This window comes from Streptomyces sp. NPDC005752 (assembly GCF_040630715.1).
Taxonomy (GTDB): Bacteria; Actinomycetota; Actinomycetes; order Streptomycetales; family Streptomycetaceae; genus Streptomyces.
Genome location: NZ_JBEXYB010000018.1, coordinates 18,446 through 34,972 on the forward strand (window position 1 = coordinate 18,446; position 16,527 = coordinate 34,972).

Annotated in this window: 11 protein-coding genes; 3 read left to right on the forward strand and 8 right to left on the reverse strand. The window is 71.2% G+C overall.

The window, feature by feature from the left end; all coding sequences use genetic code 11:
- Positions 1 to 2: 2 nt before the first annotated feature.
- The 5 genes from ABZ441_RS16835 to ABZ441_RS16855 all read right to left on the reverse strand — a co-directional run bounded on the left by ABZ441_RS16835 (position 3) and on the right by ABZ441_RS16855 (position 6,480).
- Entirely contained in the window at positions 3 to 935 is a 933-nt protein-coding gene (locus ABZ441_RS16835; RefSeq protein ID WP_205019538.1) for a branched-chain amino acid ABC transporter permease, read from the reverse strand.
- 99 nt (positions 936 to 1,034) lie between these two features.
- A complete protein-coding gene (locus tag ABZ441_RS16840; RefSeq protein ID WP_358973960.1) occupies positions 1,035 to 2,273 on the reverse strand; it encodes a branched-chain amino acid ABC transporter substrate-binding protein in 1,239 nt (412 codons plus the stop codon).
- A 602-nt stretch (positions 2,274 to 2,875) separates the two neighbouring features.
- Complete coding sequence (locus tag ABZ441_RS16845; protein WP_205019536.1) at positions 2,876 to 3,346, reverse strand: hotdog fold thioesterase; 471 nt, start codon at positions 3,344 to 3,346, stop codon at positions 2,876 to 2,878.
- 336 nt (positions 3,347 to 3,682) lie between these two features.
- On the reverse strand, positions 3,683 to 4,087 hold the full coding sequence (locus tag ABZ441_RS16850; RefSeq protein ID WP_358973964.1) for a hypothetical protein: 405 nt from the start codon (positions 4,085 to 4,087) through the stop codon (positions 3,683 to 3,685).
- Positions 4,088 to 4,209: 122 nt separating this feature from the next.
- Entirely contained in the window at positions 4,210 to 6,480 is a 2,271-nt protein-coding gene (locus ABZ441_RS16855) for an FdhF/YdeP family oxidoreductase (protein ID WP_358973968.1), read from the reverse strand.
- 251 nt (positions 6,481 to 6,731) lie between these two features.
- On the opposite strand from ABZ441_RS16855, the gene polA reads away from it, so the two are divergent.
- On the forward strand, positions 6,732 to 9,443 hold the full coding sequence (polA, locus tag ABZ441_RS16860; protein ID WP_358973971.1) for a DNA polymerase I: 2,712 nt from the start codon (positions 6,732 to 6,734) through the stop codon (positions 9,441 to 9,443).
- 54 nt (positions 9,444 to 9,497) lie between these two features.
- On the opposite strand, the gene ABZ441_RS16865 is transcribed toward polA, so the two are convergent.
- Positions 9,498 to 10,373 (reverse strand): DUF4184 family protein, encoded by an 876-nt coding sequence (locus ABZ441_RS16865; protein ID WP_358973974.1) that lies wholly within the window; start codon positions 10,371 to 10,373, stop codon positions 9,498 to 9,500.
- Positions 10,374 to 10,558: 185 nt separating this feature from the next.
- Here ABZ441_RS16865 and ABZ441_RS16870 point away from each other — a divergent pair, with 185 nt between their 5' ends.
- Positions 10,559 to 12,247: a lytic murein transglycosylase gene (locus tag ABZ441_RS16870; protein ID WP_358973977.1), complete on the forward strand. Its 1,689-nt coding sequence runs from the start codon at positions 10,559 to 10,561 to the stop codon at positions 12,245 to 12,247.
- A 217-nt stretch (positions 12,248 to 12,464) separates the two neighbouring features.
- Here the strand turns inward: ABZ441_RS16870 and ABZ441_RS16875 are convergent, their stop codons facing one another.
- The gene (locus ABZ441_RS16875; RefSeq protein ID WP_358973980.1) at positions 12,465 to 13,121 is read right to left on the reverse strand and encodes a TetR/AcrR family transcriptional regulator; all 657 of its coding nucleotides are present in this window, start codon (positions 13,119 to 13,121) and stop codon (positions 12,465 to 12,467) included.
- Positions 13,122 to 13,235: 114 nt separating this feature from the next.
- On the opposite strand from ABZ441_RS16875, the gene ABZ441_RS16880 reads away from it, so the two are divergent.
- Positions 13,236 to 13,937 (forward strand): hypothetical protein, encoded by a 702-nt coding sequence (locus ABZ441_RS16880; protein WP_358973983.1) that lies wholly within the window; start codon positions 13,236 to 13,238, stop codon positions 13,935 to 13,937.
- A gap of 61 nt (positions 13,938 to 13,998) precedes the next feature.
- On the opposite strand, the gene hrpB is transcribed toward ABZ441_RS16880, so the two are convergent.
- On the reverse strand, positions 13,999 to 16,500 hold the full coding sequence (hrpB, locus tag ABZ441_RS16885; RefSeq protein ID WP_358973985.1) for an ATP-dependent helicase HrpB: 2,502 nt from the start codon (positions 16,498 to 16,500) through the stop codon (positions 13,999 to 14,001).
- Positions 16,501 to 16,527 lie beyond the last annotated feature (27 nt).

Genomic DNA, 16,527 nt, shown 5'->3' on the forward strand with positions numbered 1-16,527 from the left:
TCTCACGCCCGATCCGCGACGCGCTCACCGAGCAGGCCTTGTGGCCTGACGAGGAGGACGACGATGAGAAGTACGAATGCCCAGACGTTGGCCCAGGCGCCGCCGCCGAGCTGCTGCATGCCGGGGATTTCTTCGATGTAGGCGATGGAGAGGGCTTCGGCGAGGCCGAGGACGACTCCGCCGACCATGGCGCCGTAGATGTTGCCGATGCCGCCGAGTACGGCGGCGGTGAAGGCTTTGAGTCCGAGGATGAAGCCCATCTCGAAGTTGATCTGGCCCTTGTCGAGTCCGTAGGCGACGGACGCGACGGCGGCGAACGCGGCTCCGATGGCGAAGGCCATCACGATGATCCGGTCGGTGTTGATGCCCATGAGCTTCGCCGTGTCGGGGTCCTGTGCGGTGGCCTGCATGGCGCGGCCGCTGCGGCTCTTGGCGACGAAGAGGCCGAGGGCGAGCATGCACAGGGGGGCGAGCACGAGGATGAAGGCGTCGGCGCGCTGGAGGTAGAGGTTGTCGAAGATCTTGAACGACTCGCCCTGGAACTCGGGGAAGCTGCGCGGCTTCTTGGCCTCGGGGTAGAAGCCCCAGACAAGCTGCTGGAGGACGATCGAGAGGCCGATCGCGGTGATGAGGGGTGCCAGCCGTGGCGCACCGCGCAGGGGGCGGTAGGCGAAGCGTTCTGCGGCTGTGGCTACGGCGACGGAGGCGATTGCGCCACCGACGATCATGAGGGGTATGACCACCATGAGCGAGGTTCCGCTGGGGAGCGCCAGGTAGGTGGTGAGGGCGCCGAAGCCCCCGATCATGAAGATCTCGCCGTGGGCGAAATTGATGAGCTGGACGATGCCGTACACCATGGTGTACCCGATGGCTATGAGGCCATAGAGCGCGCCGAGTGCGAGACCGTTGGCCAGCTGTTGCGGCAGTTCGTTCACCGCAGTGCCTCCGATGAGCTTGTCGGATATGACACCGCGCGAGGGCGCTGTTTGCGCCCTCGCGCGGTCAGGAGCGTGTGTTGGGGTGGTGCGGGGTGATCAGTCCTCGAACGTGGCGCTCTTGACGTCCTTCCAGGCGCCCTTCTGGACCTCGTAGACGGTGAGCTGCTTGTTGGTGGTGTCACCGAACTCGTCGAAGGAGACCTTGCCGGTCACGCCGTCGAAGGAGACCTTGGCCATGGCCTCGGTGACCTTGGCGCGGGCGTCCTCGGGGAGCTTGCCGTCGTTGTCGGCGACGACGGCCTTGACTGCCTGGATGATGGCCCAGCCGGCGTCGTAGGAGTAGCCGCCGTATGCGGCGTACGGGTCCTTGTACTTCTCGGCCTCGTAGTCGGCGATGAACTGCTTGGCGGTCGGGAGGGCCTGGACGGGGTAGCCGATGGAGGTGGCGTAGTCGCCGTCGTTGGCTTCGCCGGAGGCGCTGATGAACGCGGGGTCGTAGATGCCGTCGCCGCCCATGGTGGGGATCTTGGCGCCGGTCTTCTTGATCTGGTCGGAGAGGAGGCCGCCCTCGGGGTACTGGCCGCCGTAGTAGACGGAGTCGGCGCCCGAGCTCTTCACCTTGTCGGCGGTGCTGGAGAAGTCGGTCTCCTTGACGGTGACGTGGTCGGTGCCGACGACCTTGCCGCCGAGGCGGGCGAACTCCTTGGAGAAGATGGAGGCGAGGCCGGCGCCGTAGGTCTGCTTGTCGTCGACGACGTAGACCTTCTTCTTCTTGGCGTCGTTGAAGAGGTACTGGGCGGCGAACTTGCCCTGGACGATGTCGGTGGCGCAGGTGCGGAAGTAGGTCTTGAAGACTCGCTGGCCCTTGCCCTTGGCCCAGTCGTCGCCCTGGCTGAGGGCGGGGTTGGTGTTGGCGGGGGAGACCTGTGCGAGGTCGGCCTTCTCGAAGACGCCCTGCATGGACTGGGCGACGCCGGAGTTGAGGGGGCCGACGGCTCCGAGGACTTCCTTGGTGCCGACGAGCTTGGTGGCGTTGGCCTGTCCGGAGGCGGGGACGGCCTGGTCGTCGAGGGCTTCGATCTTGAACTCGATGCCGGGGACCTCGTTGTTCTTGTTCGCGGTCTTGGCCGCGAGGTCCACGGAGTTCTTGATGCCCTGGCCGAGCGCGGAGAGGGATCCGGTCAGCGGGGCGTCGACACCGATGACGACGGTGGTCTTGCCGCCGCCGCCGTCGCTGCTGCCCTTGCTGTTGTCGTCGCGCGATCCGCAGGCGGTGAGGGTGAGTGCACCGGTGGTGAGCACTGTGGTGAGGATGATCAAAGAACGGTGTCGCACGAAAGGTCCTTTCCCTGGCGCGGCCTCCTCTGCATGAGGTGCCGTGACTACGCCGGGCTGTACTGGTCGATACAGGGCCGTGCAGCAGACACGCCCGGCGGCGCGGTGACTGGCCGTGACTCTATGGGCAGGTGGGGGGGTGCGGGATGGGTGCGCTGATGATGTGACTGTCTTGTTATGCCGTGGGGAAGGCTTCTTGGCCGCAGTGTGGAGATGTACGGCTTTTGCCCGGGCCGTGGAAATGACCGCATGGTGAGAACCCGCAGCTCTGCTAAGGGGCTTGGGGTGATCTTGGTGCTGTCGCGCGAATCGGGGCGCAAGGGGCATGAGGGGGGCGGTCGAGTGTGCGGGGGTGAGGGTGCGCGCCGTTTTTCGTGTATTGCACACATGTTACGCAGTGTTACATCTGTGGGGTGTGTGCGGATGTGTCGCAGGGGCGGTGTGGCTGCTGAAGTGGTTCATGTGACGGGGTCTGGTGGTCAGGGGTGTTGACCCTGCGTGTCCGCCAAGTCCGGCCGGAGGCTGTGGACATGGGTCTGCCCGGCCGGTGCGCGGTGCGCGGTGCGCGTTCCGGCCGGGCAGTGGGGTGTCGGGGAGGGTTGTCAGCCCGCGTCGGGGCGGGGTGCGTCGCGGAGCAGGCAGGTGAGGCGGGCGGTGCAGACCCGCTTGTCGTGCTCGTCGGTGATGACGATCTCGTACGTGGCGGTGGAGCGGCCGCGGTGGACGGGGGTGGCGACGCCGGTGACGAGGCCGTTGCGGACGCCTCGGTGGTGGGTGCAGTTCAGGTCGACGCCGACGGCGATCTTGGTGGCGCCGCCGTGGAGCATGGTGCCGACGGAGCCGAGGGTCTCGGCGAGGACGGCCGAGGCGCCGCCGTGGAGCAGTCCGTAGGGCTGGGTGTTGCCTTCGACGGGCATGGTGCCCACGACGCGTTCGGCGGAGGCTTCGACGATCGTGACGCCCATGCGCTCGCCGAGGTGTCCGGCGGAGAAGAGTGCGGGGAGGTCGACGCCGAGTGCCGCGTACTCGTCGATGATCTCCTGGGGGAACGTGGGTGCGGTGTGCTCGCCCATGGGGTCCGGCTCCGATCGTGTGCGGTCGTTCGTTGCTGTGTGCACTGTTCTTATCAGACGGCTGAGCGTGCGCTTAGAGTTCTTGACGGAAGTCACTGGTGACGTGACCTGTCGGGCTTGGACGCTCACCGGGTTGTCCGTGGGGAGGGGAGAGTCGCGTCCACGGAATCGTCTCGGACGAACTGAGGTCGCTGATCGAGCCGTTGTCACGTGAGCCGGGGCCGGAACGGGTGGCCGGCCGAGGGTGCCCGACCGCCGCGCGCCGTGCGGGATGCTGTTCGGTTCCTCCCGGGTGAGGGCCGCTCGGCGCGGACCGGAAGCGGGCCGAGTCCGGTGTCACGGAATGTCTGAGCCTTCGTCCTCCCGCAGTAGCCATTCCCTGACCGGAGCAGCATGTCCGGAGAGCTGACCGACCTGCATGCCTTCTTCGCGTGAGGTCACCTTCGGCAGCGGGGTGAAGTCGTCGGGAAGCACGTCCAGCAGGCTCGTCACGTGGCCGCCCGCCCGCAGAGTGACCAGCAGCTCGCATCGCAGCTGACGTGGAACGTCCGGGCGGTGGGACAAGCTGTGCCACAGAGCCGGCCACAGGTAGTGGGCGCCGTCCGGCGCCGCGTTGGCCCGCACCCACGCCGGGTCCAGCCGCCGGCTCAGGCCGAGGTGCCGTGCCCGCTCCTCCAGCCTGAACAACGAGGCCGAATCGATGACCTTCAGCTCGCGGGGAGGAGGCTGATCGAAGTCCATCACCCCATGCTTCCCAACAGCTCCACGCGCCGGGGAGCCGACCCCAAGGAGTCATCAGGAGTTCCCGGGGTCTGTGGTCCGGAGCGTGCCGGGCCCGCCGGGGGCCCGGCACGCGCGGGTGTTCAGGCCGTTTCGAACCGTACGACGACCGACTTGCTGGCCGGGGTGTTGCTGGTGTCCGCGGTGGAGCCGAGGGGGACGAGGACGTTGGTCTCCGGGTAGTACGCGGCGGCGCAGCCCCGTGCGGTGGGGTAGTGGACGACGCGGAAGCCGGAGGCGCGGCGTTCGACGCCGTCCTTCCATTCGCTGACGAGGTCGGTGTAGGCGCCGTCGGCGAGGCCGAGGGTGTGGGCGTCCTCGGGGTTGACCATGACGATGCGGCGGCCGCCCTTGATGCCGCGGTAGCGGTCGTCGAGGCCGTAGATCGTGGTGTTGTACTGGTCGTGGGAGCGCAGGGTCTGCAGCAGCAGCCGGCCTTCGGGAAGTGCGGGGTATTCGACGGGTGCGGCGGTGAAGTTGGCCTTGCCGGTGGTGGTGGGGAAGCGGCGTTCGTCGCGGGGGGCGTGGGGGAGGGAGAAGCCGCCGGGCCGTGCGACGCGGGTGTTGAAGTCCTCGAAGCCGGGGACGACGCGGGAGATGCGGTCGCGGATCGTGCCGTAGTCCTTCTCGAAGTCCTCCCAGGGTGTGGTGGAGGCGGGGCCGAGGACGGCGCGGGCCAGGCGGGCGACGATCGCGGGTTCGGAGAGCAGGTGAGGGCTCGCGGGGGTGAGGTTGCCGCGCGAGGAGTGGACCAGGCCCATGGAGTCCTCGACGGTGACGAACTGCTTTCCGCCGGCCTGCACGTCCTTGTCGGTGCGGCCGAGCGTGGGGAGGATCAGGGCGCGGGTGCCTGTGACGGCGTGCGAGCGGTTGAGTTTCGTCGAGACGTGGACGGTGAGCCGGGCGCGGCGCATCGCGGCCTCGGTGACGGCGGTGTCGGGGGTGGCGCCGACGAAGTTGCCGCCCATGGCGAAGAAGACCTTGGCGTCGCCGTCGCGGAGTGCCTGGATGGACCGTACGACGTCGTAGCCGTGGTGGCGTGGTGAGGTGATGCCGAATTCCTGGTCGAGGGCGTCGAGGAAGGCGGTGGAGGGCCGTTCGAAGATGCCCATGGTGCGGTCGCCCTGGACGTTGGAGTGGCCGCGGACGGGGCAGACTCCGGCGCCGGGCCTGCCGATGTTGCCGCGCAGCAGGAGGAAATTGACCACTTCGCGGATGGTCGGCACGGAGTGCTTGTGCTGGGTGAGGCCCATGGCCCAGCAGACGATGGTGCGCCTGGACGCGAGGATCATGGCGAGCGCCTCTTCGATAGCGTCGCGTTCGAGGCCGGTGGCGGTGAGGGTCTCGTCCCAGTCGGCCGCGCGGGCCGCTTCGGCGAATTCCTCGTAGCCATGGGTGTGCTCGGTGACGAAGCCGGTGTCGACGGCTCCGTCGGCCTCGATGATCATCTTGTTCAGGAGACGGAAGAGTGCCTGGTCGCCGCCGATGCGGATCTGGAGGAAGAGGTCGGTGAGGGCGGCGCCCTTGAGCATGCCGCGGGCCGTCTGGGGGTTCTTGAACCGCTCCAGGCCGGCCTCGGGCAGCGGGTTCACCGAGATGATCTTCGCGCCGGCGTTCTTGGCCTGTTCGAGTGCCGAGAGCATGCGGGGGTGGTTGGTGCCGGGGTTCTGTCCGGCGACGATGATCAGGTCGGCCTGGTGGAGGTCCTCGAGGCTGACGCTGCCCTTGCCGATCCCGATGGTCTCGGTGAGGGCCGAGCCGGACGACTCGTGGCACATGTTGGAGCAGTCAGGCAGGTTGTTCGTGCCGAACTCGCGGGCGAGGAGCTGAAGGAGGAACGCCGCCTCGTTGCTGGTGCGGCCGGAGGTGTAGAAGAGCGCCTCGTCGGGGGAGGAGAGCGCGGTCAGCTCCTCGGCGATGATCTCGAAGGCGCGTTCCCAGGTCACGGCCTCGTACCGGTCGGCGCCCTCGGGCAGGTACACGGGCTGCGTGATGCGTCCCTGCTGGCCGAGCCAGTAGCCGCTGCGGGTGCCGAGGTCGGCGACGGGGTGGGCGGCGAAGAAGTCGGGGGGGACGCGTCGCAGGGTCGCTTCCTCGGCGACGGCCTTGGCGCCGTTCTCGCAGAACTCGGCGGTGTGGCGCTTGTCGCCCTCTGGCCAGGCGCAGCCGGGGCAGTCGAAGCCGTCCTTCTGGTTGACCTTGAGGAGGGTCTGCGCGGTGCGCCGTACGCCCATCTGCTGCTGGGCGACGCGCAGGGTGTGGGCGACGGCGGGCAGTCCGGCGGCGGAGTGCTGGACCGGGTCGATCTGCGGCGCGTCCTGGACCGGGTCTCCGGTCGGGGGCTTGGTGGCCATGGTGCTCCCCTTCGAGCCTTCGGGCGTCTCCGACGGGTGCGGGCGCGCGCGGCGTCGTCACGTGTCGGGGCGTCCTGTCGCGTCTTCTTCACGCCTTCACAGTCCTTCGATCCTGTCATGCACACCTGCCGGTGTGCCGCGGGGGAAGCGGGGGAGGCCGGGGGAGCGGTCCGGCGGGCGTGATGCCGGGGTCTTGGGGGCGGTGGGGAGGCCGGTCCGGATTGTCAGTGGTCCGTGGCAGGATCGGGGGCGTGGCTGAGACGGCATCGAAGAACACGGCAGACAACCGACCGCGCCTGCTCCTCATGGACGGGCACTCCCTGGCGTACCGGGCGTTCTTCGCCCTGCCCGCGGAGAACTTCACGACGGCGACGGGGCAGCCGACGAATGCCGTGTACGGCTTCATGTCGATGCTGGCGAACACGCTGCGCGACGAGGCGCCCACGCACTTCGCGGTCGCGTTCGACGTGTCCCGCAAGACGTGGCGTGCGCAGGAGTTCCCGGAGTACAAGGCGAACCGCTCCAAGACGCCCGACGAGTTCAAGGGGCAGGTCGAGCTGATCGGTGAGCTCCTGGACGCGATGCGCGCGGACCGGTTCGCGGTGGACGGGTTCGAGGCGGACGACGTCATCGCGACGCTGGCCACGCAGGCCGAGGCGGCGGGCTTCGAGGTGCTGATCGTCACGGGTGACCGGGATTCGTTCCAGCTGATCACGGACAACGTGACGGTGCTCTACCCGACGAAGGGCGTCTCGGAGCTCACGCGTTTCACCCCGGAGAAGGTCCAGGAGAAGTACGGGCTCACGCCGGGCCAGTATCCGGATTTCGCGGCGCTGCGCGGTGACCCGTCGGACAACCTTCCGGGCATCCCCGGCGTGGGTGAGAAGACGGCGGCGAAGTGGATCAACCAGTTCGGTTCGTTCGCGGAGCTCGTCGAGCGGGCCGACGAGGTGAAGGGCAAGGCCGGTCAGAATTTCCGGGACCACCTGGACGCGGTGAAGATGAACCGTGTGCTGACCGAGATGGTCCGTGACGTGGAGCTGCCGAAGGTCCCGGCCGAGCTCGAGCGTGCCCCGTACGACCGTACGGCGGTGACCGGTGTGCTGGACGTCCTGGAGATCCGTAACCCGAGCCTGCGCGAGCGGCTGCTCGCCGTGGACCCGGGCGCGGAGGAGGCCGGTCCGCCGGAGCCGGCCGCGGGTGTGGAGCTGGACGGTGCGGTGCTGGGGGCGGGCGAGGTCGCCCCGTGGCTCGAGGCCCGTGGCGGGAATCCGCTCGGTGTGATGACCGTCGACACCTGGTCGCTGGGCAGTGGCACGGTCACGGAGATCGCGCTCGCCGCGGCCGACGGGGCGGCCGCCTGGCTGGACCCGGCGGATCTCGACGAGGCCGACGAGCAGGCGCTCGCCGCCTGGCTCGCGGACCCGGAGAAGCCCAAGGTCCTGCACAACGCCAAGAACGCTCTGCGGGTCTTCCCCGAGCAGGGCTGGCGGCTGGACGGCATCACCATGGACACCGCGCTCGCCGCCTACCTGGTCAAGCCCGGTCGCCGTTCCTTCGCCCTGGACGCCCTGGCCGTGGAGTACCTGGGCCGTGAGCTGGCCCCGGCCCCCGCGTCCGACGGGCAGCTGGCGTTCGGCGCGGAGGACCGTGCGGAGGCCGACGCGCTGATGGCGCAGGCCCGCGCGGTGCTGGACCTCGGGGACGCGTTCACGACGCGTCTGAAGGAGGTCGGCGCCACCGGGCTGCTGCATGACATGGAGCTGCCCACCTCGATCATGCTGGCCCGTCTGGAGCGGCACGGTATCGCCGCTGACCGGGCGCATCTGGAGGGTATGGAGCAGCAGTTCGCCGGTGCGGTGCAGCAGGCGGTGAAGGAGGCGCACGCCGCGGTGGGCCGCGAGTTCAACCTCGGTTCGCCCAAGCAGCTCCAGGAAGTCCTCTTCGGTGAGCTGGCCCTGCCGAAGACGAAGAAGACGAAGACGGGCTACACGACCGACGCGGACGCGCTGGCCTGGCTGGCCGCACAGACCGAGCACGAGCTGCCGGTCATCATGCTGCGCCACCGGGAGCAGGCGAAGCTGCGGGTCACGGTCGAAGGGCTGATCAAGACGATCGGTGCGGACGGCCGTATCCACACCACGTTCAACCAGACGGTCGCGGCGACGGGCCGGCTCTCCTCGACCGAGCCCAACCTGCAGAACATTCCCGTCCGTACGGACGAGGGCCGGGCGATCCGTCGGGGCTTCGTCGTCGGCGAGGGCTTCGAGACGCTGATGACGGCCGACTACAGCCAGATCGAGCTGCGGGTGATGGCCCACCTCTCCGAGGACGCCGGTCTGATCGAGGCGTTCACCTCGGGCGAGGACCTGCACACGACGGTCGCCTCTCAGGTGTTCGGTGTCGAGAAGTCCGCGGTCGACGCGGAGATGCGCCGCAAGATCAAGGCCATGTCGTACGGCCTGGCTTACGGCCTCTCCGCGTTCGGCCTCTCCCAGCAGCTGAACATCGAGGCCGGTGAGGCGCGCGGGCTGATGGACACGTACTTCCTGCGGTTCGGCGGGGTGCGCGACTACCTGCACCGGGTCGTGGAGGAGGCCAGGTCCACCGGGTACACGGAGACGATCCTGGGCCGCCGCCGCTACCTCCCGGACCTGAACAGTGACAACCGCCAGCGGCGCGAGGCCGCCGAGCGGATGGCGCTCAACGCCCCGATCCAGGGGACGGCCGCGGACATCGTGAAGGTCGCGATGCTTCAGGTGGACCGGGCGCTGACGGAGGCGAAGCTGACGTCACGGATGCTGCTCCAGGTCCATGACGAAATCGTCCTGGAGATCGCGCGGGGCGAGCGTGAGCAGGTCGAGGAGATCCTGCGCCGGGAGATGTCCACGGCGGTCGAGCTCCGTGCGCCTCTGGACGTGTCGGTCGGCGTAGGCACGGACTGGGAGACGGCCGCGCACTAGCAAGTGCCGGTCCCGAGGGGGAGGGGCCTCCCGGCGCCCGGCAGTCCGGCCCGTTCAGCGGACGTCCCGGTCCGCCGGGCTGGGCCGTGCGGTGTCCGTGGGCGGCACGTCCGGCGGCCGGGGTGCGGACGGCCTGCGCAGCAGCCGCATCCACGCCCCGTACAGCACCAGTCCGCCCGTCAGGCCCGCCCCGGCGCCGAAGCACGCCGTCGGGATGATGTCGAGAGGCGTGTCGACGCGCCCGAAGTGGGCGTACCAGCGGGCGCACCGGTGAGCGGTGCCCAGCAGGACGCACAGGGCGAGGAGCGCGACGGCCCAGCCGCGTTCGGTCCGGCCCAGCACCGGCACGGACTTCGGCACGGGGACCGGGCCGGTGCGCCGCAGACCCGTGTACGTGAACCACACCAGGAGCACCAGCGCCACGGCCGAACTGCCGTACTGCACGATCTGGAACACCGGGTGGCCGCCGACGTTCCCGTTCAGGGCGGGGACCAACTCCGTGCCCCACCGGTCGTGATGGGTGAAGGCGTCCCACGCGACGTGGGTTCCCGAGCCGATGACGGCGGACACGACGAACCACACCGCGTCGGAGAGGACCGGGCCGCCGGGCTCCCGGCGCCGCCCACGCACGAAGGCGTGCACGCGCCCCCGCCACGCCGTGGGCAGCAACGCGACGAGCGGTTCGCGCAGCATCAGCCAGAGTGCCACCAGGACGGCGGTGACGAGGACGTCCACGGTGAACACCCCCCACACGGCGTGTGTCACCTCGCCGAACTCCATGGCCCCCGGGACGACCGTGTCCGCGTAGTAGGTCATGTCCGGAGCGAACGACCCGGCGACGAGCGCGGAGGCCACGAGAGGCCCACGGCCCCTGCCGGACCTGCTGATTCCCGGCAGCACCGCTGCGGCATGGCTGAGTGTGAAGGGCATGTGGCAAGTATGGGTGAGTGCGCGTCACCCACCCGGAAAAGCCGGCCGGCTTGAGCGCCGGGAAGCTGAGAAATCGGTAAGAACCGGTTGGGGACCAGTGTTCGGGCGCCGTGAGTTGTCGTAGGGTCGCCTGAGTTCTCGCGCGGGGAGCGCGGACAGCCGTCGACGGGGAGGGACCGACACCCATGGCAGCGCAATTCGGCCGCAGGCTGCGCAGGGGGGCCACCACCACCGCGGTGGCCGCCGCCGCCGTAGCGGCCCTCTCCGCCTCGCAGGCCCCCGCGGCACAGTCCGACAGCGCCGCGGACGCCCGGGCGGCCGGTGAGACACCGCCCGGCGGCAGTGCGGCCACCGGCAACTCGCCCTACTACACCGACCTTCCGCCGCTCAGCACGCCAGGCGGGCCCGGTACGTCGGTGGTTCTTCCGGCGGCCGGAAGCAGCGAGGCCGGCATACCCGCCTCGGTCCTGGCCGCGTACAAGAAGGCGCAGCAGGAGATAGCGGGCACCGACGCCGCGTGCCGTCTGCCGTGGCAGCTGCTCGCCGCGATCGGAAAGGTCGAGTCCGGCCAGGCCCGCGGCGGCAAGGTCGACGCGGACGGCACCACCTTCTCCCCGATCCTCGGCCCGGCGCTCAACGGCCAGGGCTTCGCGCTCATCAAGGACACCGACGGTGGCGCGTACGACGGCGACTCGACCCACGACCGTGCGGTCGGCCCGATGCAGTTCATCCCGTCCACCTGGGCCACCTGGGGCCAGGACGGCAACGGCGACGGACGCAAGGACCCCAACAACATCCACGACGCGGCGCTGGCCGCCGGGCGCTACCTCTGCGCCGGCACCCGTGACCTGTCGCTCGCCGCGGACCTCGACGGGGCGGTGCTGAGCTACAACCACTCGACGGAGTACCTGCGCACGGTGCGCTCCTGGTTCGACTACTACAAGCGCGGCACCCACGAGGTCCCCGACGGCACGGGCGTCCTTCCGGCGGACACGAGCACGACGTCCCCGTCGCCCTCGCCCAGCACCCCGGGCGGCGGCACGACTCCGAGCCCCGAGTCCACGCCCCCGAGGGCCGGTGGCGGCACGACGCCCAGCCCCGACCCCACGCCCCCGCCGACGACGAAGCCACCGACGACGAAGCCACCGACCGCCCCGCCGACCACTCCGCCGACCACCCCGCCCCAGTCCTTCGGCAGGCTCGAGAACGCGGGAACCGGCACTCTGACCGCCACGGCCGGCGAGGCGTTCACCGAGCGCGTCAAGGTCCGGGCGAGGAACACGCTCGGTGCCCCGCTCGCCAAGGCATCGGTCACCTTCACCCTGGTCGGCGACACGGACACCCGCTTCACCGGCGGGAAGCGCACCGTGACCCTGACCACCGGAGCCGACGGCACCGTCACCGCCCCCGCCCTGACAGCCGGTGAGAAGCCGGGCACCTTCAAGGTGACGGCCGTCGCCGGCACCGCCGGGCCCCGCCCCCTCACCTTCTCCGCGACCGTCGAGGCCCGCGTGGCGGACACCATCGCCCGGACCGGCGACACAGCCCTCACGGCCGCCCCCGGCGGTGCGTTCGCCGGCCGGGTCGAGGTCAGGACGACGTACAAGGGCACGGGTGTGGCGGACACCGCCGTCACCGCGACGATGATCACCGACGCCGAGACGCCCGCCGAGAACGACAAGGGCCCGTACTTCGAGGGTGCCGACGGCGAGCCCGTCCGCACCCTGGACCTGAAGGCCGGCGCCGACGGGCTCCTGAAGCTCCCCGAGATCTTCGCCGACGACGCCGAGGGCACGTACGCCCTGCGGCTCACCACCGCGAGCGGCGCCACGCTGACCGTCGAGCTGAAGGTCGAGGCGGCCCCCGCGGCCTGACCCGCACGGGCCCGGGGGTGCCGGCCACCGGATCGGCACCCCCGGGCCCGTAGCTGTGCCGGGGCGCCCCGGGGGAGACTGTCCTACGCCCGGGCGGCCCCTCGGAGGGCGCCCGCTTCCCGCGCCGCGCCGGGCTACGGAACGCCTGCCCGACACTCCGGCACCTTTCGGTGGCTCGGGCACGCGTCATGCCGCACCCCTGAGGCCGTTCGGTGACTCAGGCGGGGGTGTCGCCGCCGCTCCGGCGGTCGGGAGCGAGGAGATAGGCGATCGCCATGTCGCCCAGTTCGTCCGCGTACCGGCGCCGGGCGGCCTCGCCCTCGGCGGCGTCGGGCCGCACGGAGTTGTGGAAACAGGCGCCGAGGATCGCGCGGGCCACGGTGTCCAGCGCCGCCGCCGGGTCGGAGCGCCGGATCTGCCGTATGTGGGGGGCCGCCGCTTCCAGAAGGAGGCGGTGGATCTCGGTGATGGTGAGGGCCCCGCGGTCCAGAGCGCCGGTTTCCCGCGCGCGCAGCAGTTCGGGAAAGAGTGCGCTGTTGTCCGCGAAGGACCGCAGGAGCGCGTGGGCATAGGCGTCGACGACGCCCGAGAGCGAGGGTTCGGCCCCGCGCAGCTGTTCGGCCACGTACTCCTCACGCCGTTCCAGCATCCGTTCCGTCAGGGCCGTGACCAACTGCTCCTTGCCCTCGAAGCGGCGGTAGATCGAGCCGACGGCGACACCGGCGCGTTCCGCGACACCGGTCATCGTCATCTCCGCCAGGCCGTCCGACGAGGCGATCTCCTCGGCCGCCCGCAGCACGCGAGCCAGCGTCGCGGCGCTGCGTGCCTGCCGGGGTTCCCGGTAGTGCGCCCGCCCGTTCGGCTCATCTGTCATGTCCCGCATGGTATCGGCGGCATCGCGGCCGAGGTCTTGACGCGTGGCGCACCCCTCCGGGTAAGGTGAAAATGCGAATGTGAATTCACGTTCGCATTATAGGGAGGTTCCGGAATGACCCACGACCAGACTTCGCCGTCCGCAGCCGTCACGCTCGCCTCGGGGCCCGCCGGTCCCGGGAGCATCGACGACTTCGAGCTGTTCTACGCCCGCCGGGCCCTGGACCGCTTCCGGGTGCGGCTGGGGCGCCAGGGCCTGCTCGACCTCCTGGCCGAGGACATCGAGGAGGGCAACGCCTTCCTGCGGGAGAGCGCCCGCACCTCCGGCGGCGGCTTCCGGGGCGGTACGACGGTGCTGACCACGCGGGGGCTCTCGTCGGGCGAGTTCCTCGCCTGGATGGAAACGGCCTTCGCGGCCGACGAGAGCGCGCTCCTCGCCGCGCACCCCGAGCACTACGTGATGGCTCCGGAGGCCGACGGGTCGTTCCACGTGGTCGAGAACATCGGCCGCCACGTCTGCTCCTTCTACATGGGGGGCTGGGGGACGGACGCGATGGCCTGGGCCGAGGACGCGGACGAGCTGCTCCCGGAGTCCGGATTTCCGCACAAGATGTCCTCGAACCTGTTCCTGGCCGACGGAACGGTCGTCGGGCGGGCGCTGACCCAGTTCGGCGACACCGCCGACGGCTTCACCGCGAGCCTGACGGTCTACGTGCCCACCTCGTGCCCGGAGGACGTCCTGGAGCACCACCTCCGGCATTACGCCGTCGAGTTCAGGAACTGGATCACCGCCGCCGCCGCGGCGGCGCGCACCTGAGGCCCTGTGGGCCGTGCGGCCCGGGGTGAGGTCCACGGCCGGCCGTCGGGCCGCACCGGGACTACTCCCGGCGCAGCCGGGCCGTGGTGAAGCGGGTCGCCTCCGTCGTCGTCGGGTCCTCGGGCCACGGATGCTTCGGATAGCGGCCCCGCAACTCCGCCCGCACGCTCCTGTACCCCTCCCGCCAGAACGAGGCCAGGTCCGCGGTCACCGCGGCCGGCCTGCCCGCCGGTGACAGCATGTGGACCAGGAGCGGCACCCCGGCGACCCGGGGTGTCTCGCGCAGGCCGAACAGCTCCTGGAGCTTTACAGCGAGCACGGGCTGCTCACCGGCGTAGTCCAGACGGATCCTCGATCCGCTCGGCACCTCGATCCGCTCCGGAGCGAGCTCGTCCAGCCGGGCGGCGTCGCCCGTCGACCACGGCAGGAGCCTGCGCAGTGCCTGCCCGGCGTCGATCCGGGCCAGGTCGGCGCGCCGCCCGGCCCTCGAGAGCTCGGGCTCCAGCCATTCGTCGGCGCGCGCGAGCAGCGCCTCGTCGGACACGTCCGGCCAGGGCGCGCCGAGAGCGCGGTGCAGGAACGCGAGCCGCAACCGCAGTTGCCCGCTGTCCCTCGTCCACCGAAGAAGTCCCGGCCCCTCGCTGCGCAGTCCCGCCAGGAGCGCTGTGCGCACCAGTTCGGGGGCCGGCCTCCGCAGGGTGCGCACGGACAGTTCGACCGCCCCGAGGCGCTCCACGGACCGCGCCACGACATCGCCGTCGGCCCAGCGGACCTCCTCGCCGGAGAAGCTGAGGTGTCCCGCGGCCAGTCGCGCGGTGTCCTCGTCGATCACGGCCGCCAGCCGCACCCGCGCGGAGGCTGCGTGGGCGGGACGGTCGGCGACGGCGACGGCCAGCCACGGCGCGCTGCCCAGCCGTGAGCCGGTCCCCAGTTCGGCGCCCGTGCCCGACGCCATGAGGAAGGCCCTCTCGCCGCGGGCCCGGGCCACGCGCTCCGGGAACGCCAGCGCCGCGACCAGGCCCACCGCGGAGTCGTCCGTGACCGCGCCCCTCCCCTTCTCGCCGCCGAGGGACTGCGAGAGCCGCCGTACCTCCTGCCGCCAGCGCGCCGCGTAGGCGTCCCCGCCGCGCCGTGCCGTGCGCAGCGCGTGCGCCAGGTCGTCGCCGTACTCGCGCGGAGGCTCCTCGCTCAGCAGCGCGACGACCTCCGCCGCCCGGCGTCCGCCCACCTCCTGCGCGCCGTCCAGCAGGGCGCGCGCCAGGCGGGGGTGCAGGCCGAGCCGGGACATCCGTACGCCCCGCTCCGTGGCCCGGCCCGCGGCGTCCACCGCGCCGACCGCGCCCAGCACCTCGCGGGCCGCGCCCATGGCCCCGGCGGGCGGGGGGTCCAGGAGCGCGAGTCCCCAGGCGCCCGGATCGCCCCAGCACGCGGCCTGGAGTGCGAACGCCGCGAGATCGGCCACCTTGATCTCGGGGGAGGGGTAGGCGGCCAGCCGCCCGTCCTCGGCCCGGTCCCAGCAGCGGTACACGGTACCGAGGGCCTCACGCCCCGCGCGGCCCGCCCGCTGGCGTCCGGCCGCCCGCGAAGCCCGTACGGTCGTCAGCGCGCCCAGGCCCCGCGCGTGGTCGGTGCGCGGCTCCCTGGCCAGCCCGGAGTCCACGACCACCCGCACGCCCGGCACCGTGAGGGAGGACTCCGCGACGGACGTCGCCAGCACCACGCGGCGCCGCTGCGAGGACCCTGCCAGCACCGCGTCCTGCACGGCCGCGGGCGCCCGCCCGTGCACCTGGAACACCTCCGCGTCCACGCCGGCGAGCTGCCCGGCCACCCGGCCGATCTCCCCGACCCCGGGCAGGAAGCACAGCACGTCGCCCGCCCGCTCGACCAGGGCCCGGCGCACCACGGCGGCCACGTGCGTCAGCAGCGCCGGATCGACCCTCATCCCGTGCGGCGGGCGCACGGACCCCGCCGGCGGTGCCCACACCACCTCCACCGGATGGGCCACGCCCTGCGCCTCGACGACCGGTGCGTCGCCCAGCAGCCGTGCCCAGCCCTCCGCGTCCGTCGTCGCCGACGCCGCGACCAGACGCAGCTCCGGCCTGATCGTCTCCCGTACGTCGAGGAGGAACGCGGCCGCGGTGTCCGCGTCCAGATGGCGCTCGTGGCACTCGTCGATGATCACCACGTCGGTCCGGGCCAGTTCCTGGTCGCGCTGCAGCCGCTGGAGGAGCACCCCCGTGGTGACGACCTCCACCACCGTGTCCGGTCCCACCGCCCGTTCCCCGCGCACCGTGAACCCGACCCGGCCGCCGGTCTGCTCGCCGAGCAGCCACGCCATCCGCCGCGCCGCCGCCCTGGCCGCGATCCGGCGGGGCTCGGCCACGAGCACCCGGCGTGCGGGGCCGCCACCGGTCAGCCCCGCGAGCACCAGGGGTACGAGGGTCGTCTTGCCGGTCCCGGGCGGCGCGCAGAGCACCGCCGCACCCCGCTCGTCGAGCGCCCGTTCCAGGGCGGGCACAGCGGTGCGTACGGGCAACTGGTCCAGGGCGTCGGTACGGATCACGCCCCCAGTCTCGTACGCCGCCCCCGG

Excerpts from the sequence above, each read along its gene's own strand:
- ABZ441_RS16870 (WP_358973977.1), top strand. The coding sequence starts at position 10,559 with ATGGCAGCGCAATTCGGCCGCAGGCTGCGCAGGGGGGCCACCACCACC.
- ABZ441_RS16850 (WP_358973964.1), bottom strand. The coding sequence starts at position 4,087 with ATGGACTTCGATCAGCCTCCTCCCCGCGAGCTGAAGGTCATCGATTCG.
- ABZ441_RS16875 (WP_358973980.1), bottom strand. The coding sequence starts at position 13,121 with ATGACAGATGAGCCGAACGGGCGGGCGCACTACCGGGAACCCCGGCAG.
- ABZ441_RS16880 (WP_358973983.1), top strand. The coding sequence starts at position 13,236 with ATGACCCACGACCAGACTTCGCCGTCCGCAGCCGTCACGCTCGCCTCG.
- ABZ441_RS16855 (WP_358973968.1), bottom strand. The coding sequence starts at position 6,480 with ATGGCCACCAAGCCCCCGACCGGAGACCCGGTCCAGGACGCGCCGCAG.
- ABZ441_RS16845 (WP_205019536.1), bottom strand. The coding sequence starts at position 3,346 with ATGGGCGAGCACACCGCACCCACGTTCCCCCAGGAGATCATCGACGAG.
- ABZ441_RS16865 (WP_358973974.1), bottom strand. The coding sequence starts at position 10,373 with ATGCCCTTCACACTCAGCCATGCCGCAGCGGTGCTGCCGGGAATCAGC.